Annotated in this window: 27 protein-coding genes and 1 tRNA gene; 10 read left to right on the forward strand and 18 right to left on the reverse strand. The window is 37.1% G+C overall.

What is annotated here, in order from left to right; translation table 11 throughout:
• Position 1 precedes the first annotated feature (1 nt).
• Positions 2-87 (forward strand) — tRNA-Leu (locus tag AO58_RS0108905).
• 114 nt (positions 88-201) lie between these two features.
• Positions 202-549 (forward strand): hypothetical protein, encoded by a 348-nt coding sequence (locus AO58_RS0108910; RefSeq protein ID WP_024981381.1) that lies wholly within the window; start codon positions 202-204, stop codon positions 547-549.
• A 260-nt stretch (positions 550-809) separates the two neighbouring features.
• Here the strand turns inward: AO58_RS0108910 and AO58_RS0108915 are convergent, their stop codons facing one another.
• From AO58_RS0108915 to AO58_RS0108930, 4 genes are all read right to left on the reverse strand, one after another.
• Complete coding sequence (locus AO58_RS0108915) at positions 810-1,025, reverse strand: hypothetical protein (RefSeq protein WP_024981382.1); 216 nt, start codon at positions 1,023-1,025, stop codon at positions 810-812.
• A 171-nt stretch (positions 1,026-1,196) separates the two neighbouring features.
• Positions 1,197-3,356 carry a S46 family peptidase gene (locus AO58_RS0108920; RefSeq protein ID WP_024981383.1) on the reverse strand — a complete coding sequence of 720 codons (2,160 nt, stop codon included), beginning with the start codon at positions 3,354-3,356 and terminating at the stop codon, positions 1,197-1,199.
• Positions 3,357-3,391: 35 nt separating this feature from the next.
• A complete protein-coding gene (locus tag AO58_RS0108925; protein ID WP_024981384.1) occupies positions 3,392-3,835 on the reverse strand; it encodes a GNAT family N-acetyltransferase in 444 nt (147 codons plus the stop codon).
• Complete coding sequence (locus AO58_RS0108930) at positions 3,832-5,064, reverse strand: 3-deoxy-D-manno-octulosonic acid transferase (RefSeq protein WP_024981385.1); 1,233 nt, start codon at positions 5,062-5,064, stop codon at positions 3,832-3,834. The genes AO58_RS0108925 and AO58_RS0108930 overlap by 4 nt, the downstream gene beginning before the upstream one ends.
• Positions 5,065-5,205: 141 nt before the next feature.
• On the opposite strand from AO58_RS0108930, the gene AO58_RS0108935 reads away from it, so the two are divergent.
• From AO58_RS0108935 to AO58_RS0108950, 4 genes are all read left to right on the forward strand, one after another.
• Positions 5,206-6,336, forward strand: coding sequence for a DegT/DnrJ/EryC1/StrS family aminotransferase (locus AO58_RS0108935; protein ID WP_024981386.1), 1,131 nt, complete (start codon positions 5,206-5,208; stop codon positions 6,334-6,336).
• A gap of 109 nt (positions 6,337-6,445) precedes the next feature.
• Positions 6,446-7,459 carry a UDP-glucose 4-epimerase GalE gene (galE, locus tag AO58_RS0108940; protein WP_024981387.1) on the forward strand — a complete coding sequence of 338 codons (1,014 nt, stop codon included), beginning with the start codon at positions 6,446-6,448 and terminating at the stop codon, positions 7,457-7,459.
• Between the two features lie 119 nt (positions 7,460-7,578).
• The gene (locus AO58_RS0108945) at positions 7,579-7,773 is read left to right on the forward strand and encodes a hypothetical protein (protein ID WP_024981388.1); all 195 of its coding nucleotides are present in this window, start codon (positions 7,579-7,581) and stop codon (positions 7,771-7,773) included.
• Positions 7,758-8,084 carry a hypothetical protein gene (locus AO58_RS0108950; protein ID WP_155959413.1) on the forward strand — a complete coding sequence of 109 codons (327 nt, stop codon included), beginning with the start codon at positions 7,758-7,760 and terminating at the stop codon, positions 8,082-8,084. Before AO58_RS0108945 ends, AO58_RS0108950 begins: the two co-directional genes overlap by 16 nt.
• 39 nt (positions 8,085-8,123) lie before the next feature.
• On the opposite strand, the gene AO58_RS0108955 is transcribed toward AO58_RS0108950, so the two are convergent.
• Together AO58_RS0108955 and fabD are read right to left on the reverse strand one after the other, a co-directional pair.
• Positions 8,124-8,375 (reverse strand): hypothetical protein, encoded by a 252-nt coding sequence (locus AO58_RS0108955; RefSeq protein WP_024981390.1) that lies wholly within the window; start codon positions 8,373-8,375, stop codon positions 8,124-8,126.
• Positions 8,376-8,510: 135 nt separating this feature from the next.
• Positions 8,511-9,383: an ACP S-malonyltransferase gene (fabD, locus tag AO58_RS0108960; RefSeq protein WP_024981391.1), complete on the reverse strand. Its 873-nt coding sequence runs from the start codon at positions 9,381-9,383 to the stop codon at positions 8,511-8,513.
• 286 nt (positions 9,384-9,669) lie between these two features.
• On the opposite strand from fabD, the gene AO58_RS0108965 reads away from it, so the two are divergent.
• Together AO58_RS0108965 and AO58_RS0108970 are read left to right on the forward strand one after the other, a co-directional pair.
• Positions 9,670-10,221, forward strand: coding sequence for a sugar O-acetyltransferase (locus tag AO58_RS0108965; RefSeq protein WP_024981392.1), 552 nt, complete (start codon positions 9,670-9,672; stop codon positions 10,219-10,221).
• 161 nt (positions 10,222-10,382) lie between these two features.
• Positions 10,383-10,940 (forward strand): hypothetical protein, encoded by a 558-nt coding sequence (locus tag AO58_RS0108970; RefSeq protein WP_024981393.1) that lies wholly within the window; start codon positions 10,383-10,385, stop codon positions 10,938-10,940.
• Between the two features lie 9 nt (positions 10,941-10,949).
• Here the strand turns inward: AO58_RS0108970 and AO58_RS0108975 are convergent, their stop codons facing one another.
• The 12 genes from AO58_RS0108975 to AO58_RS0109035 all read right to left on the reverse strand — a co-directional run bounded on the left by AO58_RS0108975 (position 10,950) and on the right by AO58_RS0109035 (position 19,445).
• Positions 10,950-11,261 carry a helix-turn-helix domain-containing protein gene (locus tag AO58_RS0108975; protein WP_024981394.1) on the reverse strand — a complete coding sequence of 104 codons (312 nt, stop codon included), beginning with the start codon at positions 11,259-11,261 and terminating at the stop codon, positions 10,950-10,952.
• Between the two features lie 4 nt (positions 11,262-11,265).
• Positions 11,266-11,604: a type II toxin-antitoxin system RelE/ParE family toxin gene (locus tag AO58_RS0108980; protein WP_024981395.1), complete on the reverse strand. Its 339-nt coding sequence runs from the start codon at positions 11,602-11,604 to the stop codon at positions 11,266-11,268.
• Between the two features lie 94 nt (positions 11,605-11,698).
• Positions 11,699-12,223, reverse strand: a complete 525-nt coding sequence (locus tag AO58_RS0108985) for an NADPH-dependent FMN reductase (protein ID WP_024981396.1) — start codon at positions 12,221-12,223, stop codon at positions 11,699-11,701.
• 17 nt (positions 12,224-12,240) lie between these two features.
• On the reverse strand, positions 12,241-12,465 hold the full coding sequence (locus AO58_RS0108990; RefSeq protein WP_024981397.1) for a (4Fe-4S)-binding protein: 225 nt from the start codon (positions 12,463-12,465) through the stop codon (positions 12,241-12,243).
• A gap of 5 nt (positions 12,466-12,470) precedes the next feature.
• On the reverse strand, positions 12,471-12,878 hold the full coding sequence (locus tag AO58_RS0108995; RefSeq protein ID WP_024981398.1) for an OsmC family protein: 408 nt from the start codon (positions 12,876-12,878) through the stop codon (positions 12,471-12,473).
• A 1-nt stretch (position 12,879) separates the two neighbouring features.
• The gene (locus AO58_RS0109000) at positions 12,880-13,161 is read right to left on the reverse strand and encodes a GNAT family N-acetyltransferase (RefSeq protein WP_024981399.1); all 282 of its coding nucleotides are present in this window, start codon (positions 13,159-13,161) and stop codon (positions 12,880-12,882) included.
• A 47-nt stretch (positions 13,162-13,208) separates the two neighbouring features.
• A complete protein-coding gene (locus AO58_RS0109005; protein ID WP_024981400.1) occupies positions 13,209-13,925 on the reverse strand; it encodes a pirin family protein in 717 nt (238 codons plus the stop codon).
• 138 nt (positions 13,926-14,063) lie between these two features.
• Entirely contained in the window at positions 14,064-14,639 is a 576-nt protein-coding gene (locus tag AO58_RS0109010; protein ID WP_024981401.1) for a Crp/Fnr family transcriptional regulator, read from the reverse strand.
• On the reverse strand, positions 14,640-14,960 hold the full coding sequence (locus AO58_RS0109015) for a DUF6370 family protein (RefSeq protein WP_024981402.1): 321 nt from the start codon (positions 14,958-14,960) through the stop codon (positions 14,640-14,642).
• Between the two features lie 78 nt (positions 14,961-15,038).
• Positions 15,039-16,913 carry a peptidase U32 family protein gene (locus tag AO58_RS0109020; RefSeq protein ID WP_024981403.1) on the reverse strand — a complete coding sequence of 625 codons (1,875 nt, stop codon included), beginning with the start codon at positions 16,911-16,913 and terminating at the stop codon, positions 15,039-15,041.
• A gap of 201 nt (positions 16,914-17,114) precedes the next feature.
• Complete coding sequence (locus AO58_RS0109030) at positions 17,115-18,302, reverse strand: pyridoxal phosphate-dependent aminotransferase (RefSeq protein WP_024981404.1); 1,188 nt, start codon at positions 18,300-18,302, stop codon at positions 17,115-17,117.
• A gap of 48 nt (positions 18,303-18,350) precedes the next feature.
• Positions 18,351-19,445, reverse strand: coding sequence for a fatty acid desaturase family protein (locus AO58_RS0109035; protein ID WP_024981405.1), 1,095 nt, complete (start codon positions 19,443-19,445; stop codon positions 18,351-18,353).
• Between the two features lie 107 nt (positions 19,446-19,552).
• On the opposite strand from AO58_RS0109035, the gene rsmG reads away from it, so the two are divergent.
• The gene (rsmG, locus tag AO58_RS0109040; protein ID WP_024981406.1) at positions 19,553-20,182 is read left to right on the forward strand and encodes a 16S rRNA (guanine(527)-N(7))-methyltransferase RsmG; all 630 of its coding nucleotides are present in this window, start codon (positions 19,553-19,555) and stop codon (positions 20,180-20,182) included.
• A gap of 161 nt (positions 20,183-20,343) precedes the next feature.
• A complete protein-coding gene (locus AO58_RS0109045) occupies positions 20,344-21,177 on the forward strand; it encodes a M48 family metalloprotease (RefSeq protein ID WP_035717566.1) in 834 nt (277 codons plus the stop codon).
• Positions 21,178-21,333 lie beyond the last annotated feature (156 nt).

Consider the following 21,333-nt stretch of genomic DNA (forward strand, 5'->3'; position numbering starts at 1 on the left):
TGCTCGGATGGTGAAATTGGTAGACACGCTGGACTTAAAATCCAGTGAACAGCAATGTTCGTGCGGGTTCAAGTCCCGCTCTGAGTACAAGAAAGCTTCAAACTATGTTTGGAGCTTTTTTTATTTATGACAAATCCTACTGTCACTCTTAGGTGAACGCAAAAAAAATGATTCTAAAAACATTAATGTAAATTATAAAATATGGGCGCTTTTGTGATCAGTAAACGGTTTAATGACACCTATAAATTTGTTTTTACATCTCGTAAAGGGAAAGTGATTTTTACCAGTCAAAGCTATGAGTTGAAGTTTGAAGGGGAAGAAGATATTGAGTTGATTAAGGCTTCGGTAGGTGAGATGGTTTTTGTTAAGGTAAAATCTGTGAAAGGGATGTATTTTTTTAAGCTTTTGTTGGGGGAGCGTCATTTGGCTACTAGTAGAAAGTATACCACCGAATTGCGATTGATTAAGGGGATTAATGAAATTAAGTCTTCTGCAGTTAGTTCTGAGGTTTTGGACTTCTCGGATAATGATTTTGTTTTTCCAGATTAATCGGGGTGGGGTTGTGTTGTTGCTGTGGTGCTGGTTTTTGGTTGTTGTGAGCAGTGTAAATGGGTTGGGTGAATATTTGTTAGGTGTGTTTATTGGATAAATGTTGTTGATTGTCTAGGTGGTATTGTGTGTTGTGTTGAGGTCGAATCATTATGTTAAATTAGTATAAAACAAAAGCTCAAGGATTTCTTGAGCTTTTGTTTTATATGCATAAAAAAAGCCATCACATGGATGGCTTGATTTTTTCTGTAATTTAAAAATTACTTAGCTGGAGCAGCTTCAGTTGTAGCAGCAGGTGCAGCAGCAGAATCAACTACAGTAGCAGCAGAATCAACAGCAGGTGCAGCAGCAGAATCAACTACAGTAGCAGCAGAATCAACAGCAACTTCAGTTCCTTCAGCAGCAGCGTCAGCTTTTTTACAAGATACAACAGTTAATACAGCAACAGCAGCTAAACTTAAAAATACTTTTTTCATCTTAATTTTATTATAAAGGTTAATTATTAATTCGAGGCAAAGATATAAAAAAATTAATACGCAAAATATTTTTTTGGATTTTTTTTGAATTATATCCTGTGCTCTCATTAGGGTACATTTCAAATAGTGTGCCAAACTATTATTTACCCCTAAAATAGTTATGGCTAGGGATTATTTTTTACTTTTTTTGTTTTTTTTAGGATGAACTAATTGTAGTTCCTCGATAAGATTTTTGGCACCTGCATACTTGTCAATTACAAAAAGAACGTATCTCATGTCTACCATGATATTTCTGCAAATACTTGGGTCATAATAGATGTCGCTCATTGTTCCTTCCCAAACGCGATCAAAGTTAAGGCCGATTAAATTTCCTTGAGCATCTAGTGCTGGACTACCAGAATTTCCCCCTGTTGTATGATTGGTTCCAATGAAACAAACAGGCATTTTTCCGTTTTCAGCATAATTGCCATAGTCTTTGTTTTTGATGAGTTCAATTAATTTAGGAGAAACATCAAATTCATAATCGCCAGGGATGTATTTTTCCATTACACCATCCAAGTAAGTTACAGGGTTGTAGTAAACACCATCTCTAGGTTCATATCCTTTTACTTTACCATAAGTGACTCTCAGTGTGCTATTAGCATCTGGGAATATTCTTGATTCTTTTGTACTTAATTCTAATTGTGCTTTCATATAGTTGCGTTGCAACTCTGTGATTTTTAAATTCAAAGCATCATAAGAAGGAGCTACTTCTTTTAAAAAGGCATCAGCCATAGATTTTACTAAAACAAAAGCAGGATCTAGATTGATTTTGCTAAGTACTGTTTTGGTGTCACCGGTTAGTAATTCTTTAGCGCCTGCATAAGAAGTAAGTTTAGAATTAGAATAGATGTTTTTGGAAAGTTGATTTACATCTATATTATTCAAAGAAGAAGGTAGAAATTGTTTTGGAGATTTCGTGGTGTATAAAACGAGTAGTTGTTCGAATACTTTTTCGTCTACTATTGGGCTAAAGTCTTTGTAGAAATCCCCTAATCCGTTGTAGAGATTGTTTTTTCTATCGGTAAAGGCTTGTTCTCCTTTAGTGTTTAGAATTTGTTCTAATTGATAGAATTTAAACGCAACAGAAAGTAGTTCGGTGTTTCTAAGTACGGTTTCGTTAAAATAGTCTCTTGCTAGAGCATAAGGCGCAATTTCATTGTAGTATTTTTCGAAGTCACTCAATAGTGTGCCGTATTCTTTTTGTTTGTTGGCTTTAATCACGTTTTCTTGAAACTTCTTTTCTGCTTCTTTCTTTACCGCAACGGCATTCGATTTTTTGATCCCTAAAGTTTCACCTTGCCATTTTTTCCAATAATTAGCCGTCCCAGCGTATTTTGAAGCGTATTGAATTTTGATCGCATTGTCTTTTCTCATGAAGCCATCCGCAACTTTTAGGGCTTGTTCTCTGATTTCTATTCGGGCAGGATTCAATTCGTTTGCAATTTGATTGATCGCAACAGAAGGTAAGTATTCATTGGTTTTTCCTGGATATCCAAAAACCATGGTGAAGTCGTCTTCTGCAATTCCGTCTAAAGAAATTGGTAAGAAATGTTTTGGAGTGTACGGAACATTGTCTTTTGAATAGGCTGCAGGACGATTGTTTTTATCAGCGTAAATTCTGAAAAGTGAAAAATCTCCGGTATGACGTGGCCAAACCCAGTTGTCTGTATCGGAACCAAATTTACCAATTGATGTTGGTGGCGCACCAACTAAACGTACGTCTTTGAAGGTTTCGGTAACAAAAAGCAAGTATTGATTACCGTCGTAAAAGGTGCGAATTTTGTTTTCTTGCCAAGCTTCTTTTGGAAATGAATTGCTTAAAGCGCTAATGTTTTCTTGGATTTTCTTTTGCTTTTCGGCTTCATTTGATAGTGTATTTACGCCTTCCAAAACTTGTTTAGTAACATCTTCAATTTTTACAATAAAGGTAACTACTAAATCTTTGTTAGGTAATTCGTCTTCCATTTTGAATGCCCAAAAACCATCGGCTAAGTAATCGTGTTCGGTACTAGAGTGTGATTGAATCTGTCCGTAGCCACAGTGGTGATTGGTTAATAAAAGTCCTTTTGGTGAAATTACTTCTGAGGTGCAACCTCCGTTAAAATGAGGAACAGCATCTTTTAAGCTTGATTTGTTGGTGTCGTAAATATCTTTAGCAGACATTTTCATGCCTAGGCTTTTCATTTCTTTTTCGTTCATCCCTTCTAAAAGCGAAGGAATCCACATGCCGCCTTGTTGGGCATAGGTTTGAAAAACAAAAAGGAGTAAGAGTAGTTTTAAAAATTTCATAGTATTTGTTATGGATTAGAATTGAGTTTTTGAATTTATAATTGAAATTTCATAAGATTTCTTTTGTGAATGGTAAAGCCGTTTTTTAAGTACAGTTGTTGTGCTTTTTCATTGTGCTCTTCCACTTCTAAATACATCAATCGGAAGTTGTTTTTATGGCAAAATTCTTGAGTAAAAGCAATGGCTTTTTTTCCTATTCCTTTGCCTTGGGCCTTGGGTTGAAGGTATAATTCGTCTAAAAATGCAATTTTACCTTGGTATTCAAAACTAAAAATGAACGTTAGAATCACATAGCCGACTACTTCTTTATTGTATTTTATCAACCAACATTCTCCTAGGTGTTTGTCGGTAATGAATTCTTCAAATAATTCTTTGGCTACTAAAGCGTCAAAAGGGTAGTGGTCTATAGCGTAAAAATCTTTCATGAGTGCTGTAACGGTCTCAATATCTTTTTTTTGTAGTAGCTCAAATTGAATCATAAAATTTGATTTAAAATCGTTGTAGTTGCGCCTTTGTTGTTTTGCACATAAATGCTACAAATTTCGCCTTTTTCTTCTCTAGTTGTGGTATTATTTAACAATTCGTTAAATATTAACTCAAGTTCAGTCTTGTTTTTGATGGAAATGCAGCCTTTAATTTTTACTAAAGCTGTCGCTTCTGCAAAATGCGAATAATTTGGTCCAATTACGATTGGAATTCCAAAAGTAGCGGGCTCTAAAATGTTATGTACGCCAGGATTTCCAAAACCACCACCTACATAAGCAATGTCGGCATAGCTGTAGATTTTGGTTAAAATGCCAACTGTGTCAATAATAAAAACTTGTTGGTCAGATAGGGATTGATTTTCTTTTTCAGAAAATAAGACTGTCGGTTTGGTAATTTGTGCTCTTAATTTTGCTATTTGTTCTGCTTTTATATTATGTGGAGCAATAATGAATTTTACGTTTTCATTGTCGTATTCATTAATGTATTGAGTGATAATTTCTTCGTCTTTTGGCCACGAACTGCCTACAACAACTGTGATTTTGTCATTCTTGAATTCGGATATGAAATCAAGGGTGTTATCTTTTTCTAAAATGGTACTCACACGATCAAAACGCGTGTCTCCAGAAACCAAAACATTTTGGTGACCAAGGCTTTGCAAGAGTTGTTTGGAAGATTCGTTTTGCACAAAAAAGAATTCAAAAGCGTCTAATGCTTTTCTGTAAAAGCCACCATACCATTTAAAAAACGCTTGGTTTTCTCTTAGAATTCCAGAAATCAAATAGGTTTTGATGTTTCGTTTTTTGAGTTCGTTTAAGTAATTCGGCCAATATTCGTATTTGATAAAGAAAACCAACTCGGGATTTACTAACTCAATGAATTGTTTGGCATTTTTTTGAGTATCCAATGGTAAGTAAACCGTGCAATCAGCCACAGTATTATTCTTTCGTACCTCGTAACCTGAAGGCGAAAAAAAAGTGACGATAATTTTATGAGAAGGAAATTTTTCTTTTAGTTGTTCAATAACTGGAAGTCCTTGTTCGTACTCGCCTAGAGAGGCCGCGTGAAACCAGATCGTTTTGTCGTTGGGCTGAATTTTATCTTTTAGAGTTTCAAAAACAATAGTGCGACCCTTAACAAAAAGCGCCATTTTTGGGCTAAAAAGCGCTACAATTTTTAACAGCAATCCTGCAAGACGAACAATGCAATTGTACAAAAAAAACATATGATTAAATTTTGGCTAAAATACAGTTTCTTTATGGTTTTTCATTGTGCTAAGGCATTAAATGACTATTTTTGTCTCACTTTTTTTCGAAAATAAATCAGGATATTTTCTCTTTATTTTCAAACTTTAAATTATTTTCCAATGAAAAAAATCCAAATGGTTGACTTAAAAAGTCAATATGATAAAATAAAAGACGTAGTAAATAACTCAATTCAAAACGTTTTAGATACCAATGCGTACATCAACGGACCTGAAGTGCATACTTTTCAAAAAGAATTAGAAACGTATTTGGGAGTTAAACACGTCATTCCATGTGCCAATGGTACCGATGCGTTACAAATTGCGATGATGGGATTGGGTTTACAGCCCGGAGACGAAGTAATCACTGCCGATTTTACGTTTGCAGCAACCGTAGAAGTGATTGCATTATTACAACTTACCCCAGTTTTGGTAGATGTTGACATGCACAACATGAACATTTCTCTAGAAGCTATCAAAAAAGCCATTACTCCAAAAACCAAAGCGATTGTACCTGTACATTTGTTTGGTCGTGCGGCCAACATGGAAGCGATAATGGCTTTGGCCAATGAGCATAATTTATATGTAATCGAAGATAATGCACAGGCTATTGGGGCCAATTGCAAATTCTCTGATGGTACCAAAAAGAAAGCTGGAACTATCGGTCATGTAGGAGCGACTTCCTTTTTTCCTTCTAAGAACTTAGGATGTTATGGCGATGGTGGTGCTATTTTTACTAACGATGACGCTTTGGCACACACCCTTCGTGGTATTGTAAACCACGGAATGTATGAAAGATACCATCACGATGTGGTGGGCGTAAATTCGCGTTTGGATAGTATTCAAGCGGCAGTTTTGAATGCCAAATTACCATTGTTAGATCAATACAATAAAGCGCGTCAAGATGCGGCTCGCAAATATACCTTGGCTTTTCAAGATCACGCTAATATCATTGCGCCAAGTATTTGTGACATCTGTGATTGCCATGTTTTTCATCAATATACCTTACGCATCATCAATGCAGATCGCAATGGATTAATGCAGCATTTGTTGGATAAAGGTATTCCATGTGCTATTTATTATCCAATTCCATTGCACGCACAAAAGGCTTATTTGGATCCAAGATATAAAGAAGAAGATTTTCCAGTTACGAATCAGTTGGTGCAAGAAGTGTTATCTTTACCTATGCATACTGAGCTTGATGATGAGCAAATTAAATTTATTACCGATAGTGTTTTAGAATTTTTAGGATAGTTTTTAGGAGCTATTTCCTGCTGTACGCTGTATCTTGCTTGGTCTCGTAGAAAAAACGAGACCAAGCAAGGATGCCGCTTCCATCAGGGCTAACCCAAACCACACAATTATGAAGATATTGGTTACAGGAGGCTTAGGCTTCATCGGTTCTCACACCGTAGTAGAATTGCAAAACAAAGGATTTGAAGTCCTAATCGTCGATAACTTATACAATTCGTCTATTGACGTTTTACAAAGAATCGAAAGCATATCTGGAATTGCGCCGCATTACAAAAACATCGATATGCGCGACAAAGCAGCCGTGCAGGCGCTCTTCAAAGAATATTCAGATATTGCAGGAGTCATTCATTTTGCAGCTTCCAAAGCTGTAGGAGAAAGCGTTGAGAATCCGTTATTATATTACGAAAATAATATTGCAGCCTTAGTGTATCTATTGCAAGAATTGCAACAAAAAGATGCAGCTTCCTTTATATTTAGTTCCTCTTGTACCGTTTACGGTCAGGCCGAAAAAATGCCTATTACCGAAGATGCTCCTGTACAACAACCCATGTCACCTTACGGGAATACCAAAAAAGTAGGAGAAGAAATCATTAGAGATACTGCAAAAGCATCGTCTATCAATGCGATTTTATTGCGCTATTTCAATCCTATTGGAGCCCATCCAAGTGCCGAAATTGGAGAATTGCCAATTGGTGTGCCACAAAATTTGGTCCCATTTATCACGCAAACTGGAATTGGATTGCGCCAAGAATTATCGGTTTTTGGAAATGATTATCCAACGCCTGATGGTACAGCGGTTCGCGATTATATTCACGTAGTTGATTTAGCCAAAGCACACGTTATTGCTCTAGAGCGCTTGTTAGACAAGAAAAATACAGAAAAAGTAGAGACTTTTAACTTAGGAACAGGTAAAGGAAGTTCAGTACTCGAAGTGATTCAGAGTTTTGAGCGCGTAAGTGGTCAAAAATTACCTTATAAAATCATGCCTCGAAGAGAAGGTGATATCACAGAAGCCTATGCCAATACCCATAAAGCCAACACAGTTTTGGGTTGGAAAGCCGAGTCTACGCTCGATGAAGCAATGGCAAGCGCCTGGAAGTGGGAACAAAAAATACGCTCGTAAATAGTACTCAGTGATCAGTAAAAAGTAATCACTAAGAAGCACCAAAGTATCCATTGATAGTTTGGTGTTTTTTTCTTTAAAGAACTATTTGTAAATTCGTTAGGTAAAAATATAAAGGAATGAGTGCTAAAAAAACATCCTCAAAATTGCCCAAAGTAGAAGAACCAGCTGTGGTTTATGAATCTTCGCAGGTGAAGCATAAAGGAATAGATAGGGCTACATTTGATTTCGATACGGAGTTCGCTAATGGATTGACTCCAGAAGAAGCAAAAGAAGAAGCTAAAAGAAGAATTAGAGCGTGGTGGGGAAAATAAAAGTTATTTTTACCCCCAAAGTAATTGCTGATTTGGATGATCTTGTTCAGATTTTATACAAAAAAGAGTATTTTGGATTTATCGAATCTGCTGAGGAATATGTCTCAAGGATTTATGATGCTACTTCCGAAAGATGTCAACTGGACATACATAAAATAGCTCCGAAAAACATCAGTCATTTAGGGACCTATTATATTTTTTACAAGTCGAATAAAAGAACTACTTGGTGCATATTTTTTGAAAAGAAAGCAACCGCTATTTTGATTACTGGAATTAGTAATAATCATTGCGAAGAAGCGAAAGAGTTATAAATAAAAGTAAAGCCGAATCCCAAGGATTCGGCTTTTTTGTTACTTTATAGCAGCTTCTTTCATTTTGTCGGCGGCTTTGTCTAGTTTTTCAGCGCCTTTTTCGAGGACTTTACTCGTTTTGGCCTGTAAAGTATCTACTGCTTTTTCTACTTTTACGGTGGCAGTATCTATTTTTTCTTCTACTTCTGAGGTTACAGCCTCTTTGGCTTCATCCAATTTTTCTTTGGTTTCTTCCTTGCAAGAAACGGTTACCGCCGCTAAAAAAGCCAATCCTAAAATTATTTTTTTCATAATCAATGTGTTTTTATGGGTTGTTATTTTTTTGAAAACTAAAGATAAACAAAAAATCCCCACAAACTTTACGTTTATGAGGATACTGTTGATAAGAATTGCTATCTAAATTCTGAAATTTGCTATGTGAAATTTCTAAGCATTCGCAGTAGCCACTTCTTTATTGATTTTTCCAATCAGTCCGGTCAATACTTTTCCAGGACCTACTTCTGTAAATAATGTTGCTCCGTCGGCAATCATTTGTTGTACTGATTGTGTCCATCGTACTGGAGCAGTCAACTGAATGATTAAGTTTTTCTTGATTTCGTTAGGGTCAGAAACCGCGCTTGCCGTTACATTTTGGTAAACTGGACAAATCGGAGTAGCAAAAGTAGTCGCTTCAATAGCTGCTGCTAATTCTTCTCTAGCTGGCTCCATCATTGGAGAGTGAAACGCGCCGCCAACAGGCAAAATCAAGGCTCTTTTGGCACCTGCTTCTTTCATTTTTTCGCAAGCCAATTCCACAGCTTTGTATTCCCCAGAAATCACCAATTGACCAGGACAGTTATAGTTTGCCGCCACTACAACACCATTAATCGAAGCGCAAATGTCTTCAACTATTTTGTCGTCTAGGTTCAAAACAGCAGCCATCGTCGAAGGGGTAATTTCGCACGCTTTTTGCATCGCCAAAGCTCTTTGAGAAACTAATTTCAATCCGTCTTCAAAAGACAAAGCGCCATTGGCTACTAAGGCAGAGAATTCACCCAAAGAGTGTCCAGCTACCATTTCTGGTTCGAAATTTTCTAAAGTTTTGGCCAAAATAACCGAGTGCAAAAATACCGCAGGTTGTGTTACTTTGGTTTCTTTTAGTTGTTCTGCTGTGCCTTCAAACATAATATCGGTGATGCGGAAACCTAAAATTCCGTTGGCTTTTTCGAATAATTCTTTGGCAAGTGGAGAGTTCTCATATAAGTCTTTGCCCATTCCTGTGAACTGTGCGCCTTGACCTGGAAAAACGTATGCTTTCATTTTTTTATAATTTAAATGTTTAAAAAAATTGGTCGTATCGTAAACCAATTGGGCAACAAAAATAGTGTTTTTTAGCAAAATGCTCTTTTGTAGTTGAATTTCTTTGCGAGGTCTTTAGTGAACTGTTGGATTGTTTATCTTTACGAAGACGTTTTTTTGCGTGAGCGATGGCAGTGGAGCTCTCCCGATTTTTTTATCGGGAAGCGGGAACGTATAGCGCGACCCGAAGTTTTTACGTAGGGGCACGCCCAAATCAATAAAATTACAAATCGATAATTTCAAAAGTATGCCTTCTGAAAAAGAAAAAATGCTCGCTGGCGAATCCTATCTTAGCAACGACAAAGAGTTGGTGCAAGAGCGATTGTGGGCCAAGAAAATGCTGCAACAAATCAATGCCGAGTATATCGTAAACGGCAAAACACGCGGGCTTTTCAAGCAATTACTGCCCAATGCGCACAAGCGTTTGTACATCGAACCGCCGTTTCATTGCGATTATGGGTACAACATCCACACGGGCGAGAATGTCTATTTCAACCTCAATTGTGTGGTGCTTGATACGATGAAAATCACCATTGGCAACAACGTCTTTTTTGGGCCAGGCGTGCATATTTATACCGCCTCGCATCCTTTGGACATCGTTGAGCGACGCACCTTCGAGCTGTCTAAACCCGTCACGATTGGCGATGATTGCTGGATTGGCGGCAATACCGTGATTTGTCCTGGGGTTACCATTGGCGACGGTTGCACGATTGGCGCCGGCTCGGTGGTGACGAAGAATATCCCGTCACATTCACTGGCCGTAGGCAATCCCGCGCGGGTAATTCGAAAATTGCAGTAATCTTTTTTAGGAGCAGAAAGAAGCGGCTTTTTTATAGGCAAAGTCCCGTCATCCGCTGTATCTTTGCGGCCAAACCCCGGCCACAAAGGATGCCGCTACTACCGGGGCTAGAAGGCAAGAAAGGGCTTGATTAGCCAACATCCCGAAAATAAAATTAATCTATGAAAGTTATCCTACTTACCCCAATGGAAATCGAAGCCGAGAAAGTGCAAAATGCCTTGCAACGCTTCCCATCTTTACAAAATGACTACCAAATCGTTATCTCTGGCGTGGGAAGAGAAACCACCGCCAAAGCGATGATGCATTTGCCAGCGCACGATTTGTGTGTGTTAATTGGCTTTGCCGCCATAGTAGGAAAACCCGAAAATTTGCCAGCCGAATTACAATTAGGAATGCCGATAGAAATTACCAACGCCTCGCTTTATGGTTACGAAGGACAATTGTTCGAAAACGGCAAACCTATATTGACAGTATCCAAAACCAACTTGCTTTGTTTGTCTTCGTTAACTTCGGATAAATTTGTCAAAACGACGAATTTGGACGAACGCACCGTGGTGAATATGGAAGATTATACCTTTATGTATCTCAAACAACCACAAGATTTTATTGTGCGTATTATTTCAGATTTCTTGCCTCATACCCACGAAATCGACTTTTTTGAAGAAGTAAAACCCATTGACTTTTACAAAGCCATCGAAGCGATTGAGAGGGTTTTGTAGGTGAAAGATTTAATGTGCAACTATTTCTTGATGTAATAATTCTACATTAAAATTAACTTTTGCATTTAAAGCTCGAAAAACTTTAATAATCGTATCAAATCTTGCGTCAGTTACGCTGTTTTCAATTTTAGAAATTTGAGCTTTTTTTACACCAACTAATGCACCTAATTGTTCTTGAGTCAAGTTTCTTTCTTTGCGAATTTGTTTAATGGTTTGTCCAATCAAATCAATTTTCAATTCGTTTTCAAAATTATCTCTATTTGGAGTGCCTTTTTTTCCAACGAATTTATCTGTTACTTCATCTAAACTGTACGTTTTCATACTCTTATTTCTTTTCGTTAAAATATTTTACTCTTAGTGATTCTGCTCTTTCAATTTCTAGTTTGGGAGTTTTATCGGTTTTCTTTATTATGCCGTGGGTAGCAATTACAATTGTGTCCTTTTTGTCTGATTTATCCCAAAAGGCAAACAATCTAAAATATTGTTTGTTATATAAAGTTCTAAACTCCCAAATTTCGCCATCAAGTTTTTTGAATAATTCATTATCGTTTACGCTTCTTGATTTCCAGATATTATAAAGTATTTTTTCTCTAGATTTCGGCTCTAGACTTTCCAAAAATTTTATGACTGGTTCAAGAAATTCAACTTTAAATTTATAATCCATTGTTCACTAAGCATAATTTTTTGTAAAGATATAAGTTTCCTTTTTAAGAAACAATTTTTTCAAGTTTATCATTTTAGACGTTCAATCTATTACCTTATTCTATCGCTTCAATAATTTCTAGCAATTGTGCTTTCAACGCCTCGTTGGTGATTCCTTTTTCTGCATCAAAATTGGTGGCAAAACTTGGTAACGAAAAAGCACCTTTAACATCGGCTCCTTGGAAAGGAAATCTGTTTTTGGCCATCTCCAAAACCGAAGCACCTCCTCGTGGTCCGGGAGAAGTAGCGAACAAAAGCGTTGGTTTTTCTTGAAAGGTTTTACCGTTGATGCGGGAAGTCCAATCCAAAATATTTTTGAAAGCAGTCGAATAGGCACCATTGTGTTCTGCAAAAGAAATGACAATAACATCGGCACCGCCCAGTTTGGCAAGAAAATCGTGCGCTAGTTGCGGAATTCCAGTTTTGGTTTCTTTGTCTATTGAGAAAATGGGCATTTCGTAGTCGTTCAAATCCAAAACTTCAACTGTTGCGTTGGCGAATTGATGTGCGGCATAGGTTGCCAATTGTTTGTTGATAGAGGTCGCGCTAGAAGATGCGCCAAAGGCTAGTATTTTTTTCATTACAGATGTTTTTATTTTTATTCATTCATATAATACGTCAATGCTCCCGAAGGACATTTTTTTACCGTACTGATAATGGCTTCGGTAGTCGAATTTTCGGGAACAATCCACGGTTTTTCTTTGGGTTTAAATACGTCGGGATTGTTTTTTACACATTCGGCAGCGTGTTTGCATAAGCTGTTTTTCCAAACAATGGTTACTTCGCCGTTGCTGTACTCTTTGGTTAAATCTTTGGCGTCCATAGTATTTATAGTTGAGTGTTAATACTGACTTTGTTTTTTAATAGTTTCGAAACGGGACATTTCTCGGCTATCAAAAGTAAGCGTTCTTTTTGCGCTTCGGTAATGATTTCAGAAAAAGTGATGGTTCTCGAAATGGTAGTCTCCAATTCGGACTCGTTATTTTGTGATAGATTCAACGCAATCTGAATTTCGGGAATGTTCCAACCTTTGCGGTCGATGTACATTCGCAAGCTAGAAAGTGTACAACCCGCCAGCGAAGCTAATAAAGTAGAATAGGGGTCAGGACCCAAATCTTGCCCTCCAATAGTTTCGGGTTCGTCCATTAGTAATTCGCCGTTACGCCAAGAAATGGTGCACAAGTATTTTTGTGCACCAATACTTCCTTGAACGTCTTTTTCTAGTAAGTTTTCCATTTTAAAGTACGTCTCTAAATTCTGGAGTTTTGTCGAATACTTTTTTGGCAAACGGACAAAGCGGAATGATTTTTATGTTGTTTTCTCGCGCATAGGTCACCGCTTGAGCGACCATTTGTTTGCCCAAACCTTTTCCTTCATTGCCGGGATTTACACCCGTGTGGTCAATTATGATTTTGTCTTCTCCAGCAAAAACAAACGTCATTTCTGCTTCTTGTTTGCCCTCAATTTCAATAAAAAAACTCCCTTTTTTATCGTTGATTTTTACTTGTACTTCGTTCATAACTTACTTTTTTACTGAATACTATGTGTTGACGACGGACTACTTTTTTATTGTTCCATCGGGATTTCCATCACCAAAAATTTAGCAGCTGTTGTTGCCTTGATGTCAATTTCTGGAGTATCCCAAATTCCAAGGGCGTCTCTTTTGCTCAGTTTTTCTCCGTTGACTTCTATTTCGCCCTCAATAGTCATAATGTAAAAACCGTTACCTTCTTTTTGTAAGGCTAATTTTTTAGAGAAATCGGCATCAAAATCAGACAAATAAAACCAAGCATCTTGATGAATCCACACGCCAGCATCGTCTGGATTTGGAGATAGAATTTGAGCAAAATTGTTTTTTTGCTCGGTAACGTCCAAAGTGATTTGTTGGTAGCGAGGCTCTACATTGCGGTATTTTGGGAACAACCAAATTTGGAACAGCTTGGTTTGTTGGTCCGCATTCGGATTGAATTCACTGTGCTGAATACCCGTTCCAGCACTCATTACTTGTACATCGCCTGTTTTGATAGTTGCGGCATTGCCCATACTGTCTTTGTGTGCCAAATCGCCTTCAAGCGGAATGGTGATGATTTCCATATTGTCGTGTGGATGCGTGCCAAAACCCATTCCTGCAGCAACAGTATCGTCGTTCAAAACGCGTAGCATACCAAACTGCACTCTATCGGGGTTGTACCAACTAGCAAAGCTAAAACTGTGATAAGCATTCAACCATCCGTGGTTAGCGTGTCCTCTTGAATCTGCGGTATGTAAAACTGATTTTTTCATCTTCGTATAAATTTAGTGATTACTATGATACAAAGGTATGCTCGTTGTGAGCAAAAGGCACTTAACCTAGATTAAGAAAGTAGTGTTTTGATACAAATGTGAAATAGGGGGTCAGTTTTTGCTTGAAATAGATATCGATCACTTCTTCAATAATCTACTCTTCATTTTACTAAAGAATTCAGGTGTTACGCCAATGTAAGATGCAATGTGTTTTTGAGGGAGTTTGTGAATTAAAGAGGGGTATTTTTTGCAGAATTTTTCGTAGCGTTCTTCAGCGGTCAAGCTCAAATTATCCATCAAGCGTTCTTGGTGGGTTACTAAAGAATTCTCGGCGAGTATTCTGAAAAAGCGTTCCAATTTTGGGATGGCTTTATAGAGTTCCTGATGGTTTTCTTTGGTTATGGTAACTATTTCAGCATCTTCTAGGACTTCGATAAAAAGATTGCCGGGTTTTCCAGAAATATAACTGTACATATCGCCCATCCACCAACCTTCGCAGGCAAAATGCAATACGTGTTCGATAATATTGTCGTTGATATTGAAGCTTCTCAAAATCCCAGAATTGACAAAATAAGTACTGTCTGCTACTTTACCTGCCTGCAATAATAACGATTTGGATTTGTGTTGTTGAGTCGTTGTTTTGGACAAAAATAAGGTCTCTTCCTCAGGGGTTAAGGCCACGTGTTTGGCAATATTTTGAAGAATTAAAGCCATTTATTTTATTTCTGGTAACAATTTGAAATACGTCACCTTAAAGCGATTGTCTACGATTTCGCCAATTACTTCAGCTTTTCTCACTTTGACACAAAAGCCATCTGCTGCATGCGCATCGCCGTGTTTGTCAATGTGTGTACCGTCTACGAAATAAGACTTTCCGTCGATACGAACGGATAAATCACATTCTTTTCCTTCCATTCCAAATTGGCATTGCCCACAAGAAGCTTCTACAATTTGTTTCTTAGGGGTTTCTTTTTTTTCTTGTGCTGTTACAGCAAAACTTACGAATACCAGAATAAGAGTTATAATTTTTTTCATAAACGAAATAAAAATAGGGTTAGATTTTTTCAAAAATAGGAATAAAAAAGGACAGCTCGCAAGCTGTCCGTACATTATTTAATGAAAGTGATCTTCCTCGATTTCGAATTCGGCGTCTTTTTCCCAAATCTCCATTTCGCAGGGTTTGCAATTGAATTTGAGTTTGTATTCCAATTCACCTTGTTTTAATACCAATGGTTCTTTTACTTTTTTGTCCATATTTTCTCGATGGTATTTTGGACAACGTTCCAATTCGTATTTGATACAATATTTCGTAGTCATTACTCTGGATTTTCCAGGATCCCATTGCAGTTCAAAGGCTTTTTCGATTTCGGTAACGCCGTGACGTTCGTAGAATTTACGGGCTAGTTTGTTCGAAACATTGTACATAAAATCTAGCTTGGTCTCAGGGAAAGGATGGTCTGTTTTTACCAATTGATGTTCTTCGCGATGGTAGTTTTTTAAACGAATCTCGGATAATTGTTCCAAAACGGTGCGTCGCATTTCGTTGATTTTGGAAATTGGCAAGAACCAATTCTCAGTGAACAAAATAGTGATCTCATCTACTGTGTAAGGAGTGAAACCAGTTTTGGCTAAATTGATTTTGAAATTATCAGCGAGTGATTCGTTGTTTTTGGTCGTTTCTTTGGCATGAACCAAGCTAACACTGCTTACGTTGCCATTTTCGTCAGTGGCAATTAATTCAAATCCATTTTCATTCTCGGTCAACAATAAATCCGTATGTATTTTACGAATCGCACTGTCTTCACGAGCTACTAATTTGATAAAAGCCGCATCATTATTACGATAAATAAACGTACCGTCTTTGATTTCTTTCAACACATTAGGATACGCCAAACCATTTTCAACTTTGTTGATGTATAATCCCTCGGCTTCTTTATTTTCATTAATAAAACAAAGGCCATCACCGTTGTTTAGGAATTCGCCGTTTTCGATTTCGTAGGCATTTCCAACGGTTTTAATCAATTTACCAATGTATTGTCCTTTCGATTTTGGGCTTTCCCAAGAACCAATGGACTGATGTCTTTCGTTGACAAAATAATCGGTATAACCACGATTAAAGGTTTTGTTCAAAGCGGAATCAAAAGTGTAGGTACAAGTTCCAGAAGAGGCTTTGATGTATTTGTCATAACCATCTCCTTCTAAGAAAGCGTCTAATTTTTGACGCAAATACGAAACGTTATTTTTTACATATACAATATCTTTCAAACGACCTTCGATTTTGAAAGAGCAAATTCCTGCTTCCACTAAATTTGGAATTTGGTCCGAAACGTCAAAATCCTTAATCGAAAGTAAATGACTGTTTTTGATTAAAGTCTCGCCATTGCCATCGATGAGGTTGTAGGGCAAACGACAGTTTTGGGCACATGAACCACGATTGGCAGAACGTTCTCCATTGGCTACACTCATATAACAGTTGCCGCTGAACGACACACAAAGTGCTCCAGTCACAAAAAACTCTAGTTCTACATCGGCTGTGTCTGCAATTTCTTTGATTTGGTGTAAATTCAATTCACGAGCCAAAACCACGCGTTTCATTCCCGCATCTTTTAAGAATTTGATTTTGTGTGGGTCGCGGTTGTTGGCTTGCGTACTGGCGTGTAAAACGATAGGAGGTAAGTCCATTTCCATAATGGCCATGTCTTGAACAATCAAGGCATCAACTCCAATATCGTAGAGTTTCCAAATCATTTGGCGGCATTCTTCCAATTCGTTATCGTACAAAATAGTATTGATTACAACAAAAACTTGCACGTTAAAAAGATGCGCATATTTTACTAATTCGGCAATATCATTAATGGAATTGGTGGCGTTAGAACGTGCTCCAAATTTTGGTGCTCCAATATACAGTGCGTCTGCTCCTGCATTGATGGCCGCCATACCATGAATTAAATCTTTGGCGGGAGCGAGTATTTCAATTTTCTTCTTCATTACTACAACTTTAGCTTTTTATCGGTTAGTGAAAAAAAGTGTGCAAAGGTCTTATAAAAAATTTAAGATTTCTAATTCAGGAATAGATTTTTTTCGGAATAAATGTATCGAAGTTTTGGCTTTCATTTATTTGGCCATTGATTTTACAAAAAAAGCCTCAAGAATGATCCTTGAGGCTTAGTGTAAAAATATAACTTTGGTTTATCCAGCCAAAGCGTCTTTTATTCTTTTTAAAGCTTCGGTTAATACAGCTTCGCTGGTAGCGTAAGAAAAACGGATGCAATTTGGATTTCCAAAAGCGTCACCTGTTACGGTTGCTACGCAAGCTTCAGCCAAAAGATACATCGAAACGTCGTTAGCGTCTTTTATTTCAGTTCCTCTTAGTGTTTTTCCGAAGAAAGAAGAAACGTCAGGGAATACATAAAAAGCGCCTTCAGGAACATTGATTTTGATGCCAGGAATTTCTTTTAATAGTCCCACCACTAAATCTCTACGACTGTGGAATGCTTGTACCATTTCGTTAAGTACTGATGGATCGGCATCAAGAGCCGTGATGGTAGCGCGCTGTGCAATACTGTTAGCACCAGACGTCACTTGACCTTGGATTTTAGTACATGCTTTGGCGATAAATTCTGGGGCACCAATGTAGCCAATTCTCCAGCCTGTCATAGCAAAAGCTTTAGCCACACCATTAACGGTAATGGTTTTTTCTAACATGCCAGGGATAGAGGCGATGCTACAAAAAGTTCCTGAGAAATTAATGTGCTCATAGATTTCGTCTGCTACCACATAAATATTTGGGTGTTTTTCTAATACTTTGGCCAATGCAGTCAATTCTTCTCGGCTGTAAACGGATCCAGAAGGGTTGCAAGGTGAAGAAAACCACATCATTTTTGTTTTAGGAGTGATGGCTGCTTCTAATTGTTCTGGGGTGATTTTGAAATCGGTTTCTACTGAAGTCGGAACTTCTACAGGTACACCACCTGATAATTTCACAATTTCGAAATAAGAAACCCAGTAAGGTGCAGGCAAAATCACTTCGTCACCATCGTTTAACATCACTTGGGCAATGTTGTACAATGATTGTTTGGCCCCCGTTGAAACTACAATTTGAGTTGGTTTATAGTCTAAATCATTGTCTCTTTTGAATTTTCTGCAAATAGCTTCTTTTAATTCTTGATATCCATCTACAGGAGAATAGGTGCTGTAGTTTTCGTCGATGGCCTTTTTTGCAGCTTCTTTTATAAAATCAGGAGTGTTAAAGTCAGGTTCTCCTAAACTTAAACTGATAATGTCTTTTCCTTGTGCTTTTAATTCTCTTGCTAAGGCTGCCATCGCCAGAGTTTGCGAGGTAGCAAGGTTGTTAATCCTGTCTGAAAGTGGGTTCATTGTTATAGTAAATAGATATTAGTTTGTCTTAGTTTTGGTATTCGAGACCTAGGCTAGTTCTGGTTTGGTACCAAGGTCTTTCAAGTGCTTGAAGTGAGCAATTACAGCACTTGTCATTGTTTTGTATTCGTAATAAGGAAGGTTGCATTCTTTAGCCGTTTCCTTTACTATTTTAGCAATTTTACTATAGTGAATATGACTGATGTTTGGAAAAATATGATGCTCAATTTGGTGATTTAGTCCTCCAGTGTACCAGTTGATGAGCCAGTTTTTTGGTGCAAAATTGGTTGTAGTGAATAATTGGTGAATAGCCCAAGTATTTTCTATTTCTCCGTTTTCATTTGGTAGCGGATTGGTAGTTTCTTCTACTACGTGAGCCAATTGAAAGACAACACTCAAGATTAATCCTGCGGTGTAATGCATTACAAAAAAGCCAATCAATACTTTCCACCAAGTAATTCCAATGACCATCGGCAATACAATCCAAATGGATACATATATCATTTTGGTAATGATTAAAGTGGTCCACAATATTTTAGGGCTTTTAGGTGTGCCATAGGATAATTTACGTTTCAAGTAACTTTTCATCTGTTTGAAATCGGTGGTAATGGCCCAATTGAACGTCAATAAACCGTACAAGAAAATAGAGTAGTAGTGCTGAAAACGGTGGAATTTTTGCCATTTGGCTTCTTTCGTAAAACGAATAATTCTTCCTGCATCTAAGTCTTCGTCGTGTCCAGGAATATTCGTGTAAGTGTGGTGTAAAACATTGTGTTGCACTTGCCAGTTGTATACATTTCCAGCTAGGATGTAGATCGAGCCTCCCATGAATTTATTGACCCAATTTTTGGTGGAATACGATCCATGATTTCCGTCGTGCATTACATTCATTCCAACACCTGCCATTCCAATCCCGATAACGATGGTTAGCAATAGATAGGCCCAAAATGGTAAATCAAGAGTTAGAATTATGAAATAGGGAGCCAAAAAAACAGTAAACAAAATAATTGTTTTTAAATGTAGTTTCCAGTTACCCGTTTTTTGAAGGTTGTTTTCCTTAAAGTAGTTGTTAACCCGAGAGTTGAGTGTTCTAAAGAATTTTAAATTATCTTGTTTAGAAAAAGTGGGCGCAGTAGTGTTCATAACGATTTTTATCTAGGGGCAAATGTAAGTATTATAAATTTTCGATTATACATTATAGACTTAAAAATTTCCGCGCTAAAATAAGTACTTTTGTTAAAAATTTTACCATGGACGAGATTCTAAAGTATTTTCCTAATCTGACTGATTTGCAAAAAGAACAGTTTGCCAAATTGGATGTTTTATATCATGATTGGAACGAAAAAATAAACGTTATTTCTAGAAAAGATATTGATGCATTGTACACCAAACATGTTTTGCATTCGCTAGGAATTGCTAAAATAAATAAATTCGAGCCCGGAACTTTTGTTTTGGATGTGGGCACTGGTGGCGGTTTTCCCGGAATACCTTTGGCTATTTTGTTTCCAGAGACTCGTTTTTATTTGATTGATGTGATTGCCAAAAAAATAAAAGTAGTCAAAGCGGTGGCGGAAGCTTTGGAATTGAAAAATGTAAAAGCAGAACAAATACGTGCCGAAAATGTAAAAGGAGATTTTGATTTTATTGTAAGCCGTGCCGTGACCAATATGCCCGATTTTGTATCTTGGGTAAAAACTAAAATCAAAAAGCAACACAAGCACCAATTAAAGAATGGTATTTTGTATTTAAAAGGAGGTGACTTGACCGAGGAATTGAAAGATTTTCCGAAAGCCACGGAATACAATTTAGCTGATATTTTTGAAGATGAATTTTTCGAAACCAAAAAAGTAGTGCATTTACCCTTGAAGTTTGTAGTGTAAATCGATCAACTTTGAGAAATGGATAAACTAAGTTGTAATTTGGTTTTTTACATATTTTAATGACGAATATTCTTATTCTATTTCAGATTTGGTCTTGTTTTGTTTTCTTTTTGAATACTTTTGCTAATAATTTAGTAGGTGTATTTTAAATCAAAATTTGTATGTTGACAAAGAGAAAAATTGTTGTTTTTGTAGTTTTGTTTGTATTTTCTATGAGTTCGAATGCTCAAAAAATCAATGACAAAATTTTAGGTTCTGTAGGTAAAGCGGTTAAAGGTTTTAGTTTTAGTAATGAAGAAGCAGTTGCTTTAGCGAAAGCTGCGGTTGATCAGATGGATAAGGAAAATCCGGTGGCTGACGCTAAAGATAAATATGATATTCGTTTAAGAAAAATTTTCGGAAAGCATGCCACAGAAAATGGACTTAAGCTAAACTTCAAAGTTTATAAGCTAAAAGAAGTCAATGCTTTTGCCTGCGCAGATGGAAGTGTTCGTGTGTACCAAGGTTTGATGGATGCAATGGATGATAACGAGGTTTTGGCTGTGATTGGTCACGAAATTGGCCATGTTGCTAATAATGATTCTCAAGATGCTGTGAAAGCCGCCTACAAGAAAGAGGCTTTTATGGATGCGATTGCTTCCCAATCCGATAAAATTGCGGCCTTAACTAGTAGTGATTTAGGGAAATTGGGAAATGTCATTATTGATAGTAAACATTCAAGAATGCAAGAGTCAGAGGCCGATATGTATTCTTATGATTTTATGAAGAGAAACGGTTACAATGTAAATGCGGTAGAATCTGCATTTTCAATTTTAGCAAAATTAAGTGAAGGTGTTGATGCTTCTTTTTTAACCAGAATCACCAGCTCACATCCAGACGCTAAAGAAAGAGCAGAGAATGCTAAAATGCGAGCAGAAAAAGACGGTTTGTACAAGCCTTATGTTAAGAAGTCTGAGGCATCAAAAACAAAGACAGTATTAAAAAAGAAGAAATAATAGCGGTAGAATTAGGAGCGTTCTCTGGTATTCAAATGTTTTTTGTGCACCAAGACCTTCAATTACGTACTTTTTCGAAAAATGGGTTTGGTATAGTTTTAACCTTTTATTCGTAAAAAAATATAAAACCCACATGAACTCAAACAACTTGAATTC

Source organism: Flavobacterium succinicans LMG 10402, assembly GCF_000611675.1.
GTDB classification, from domain to species: domain Bacteria; phylum Bacteroidota; class Bacteroidia; order Flavobacteriales; family Flavobacteriaceae; genus Flavobacterium; species Flavobacterium succinicans.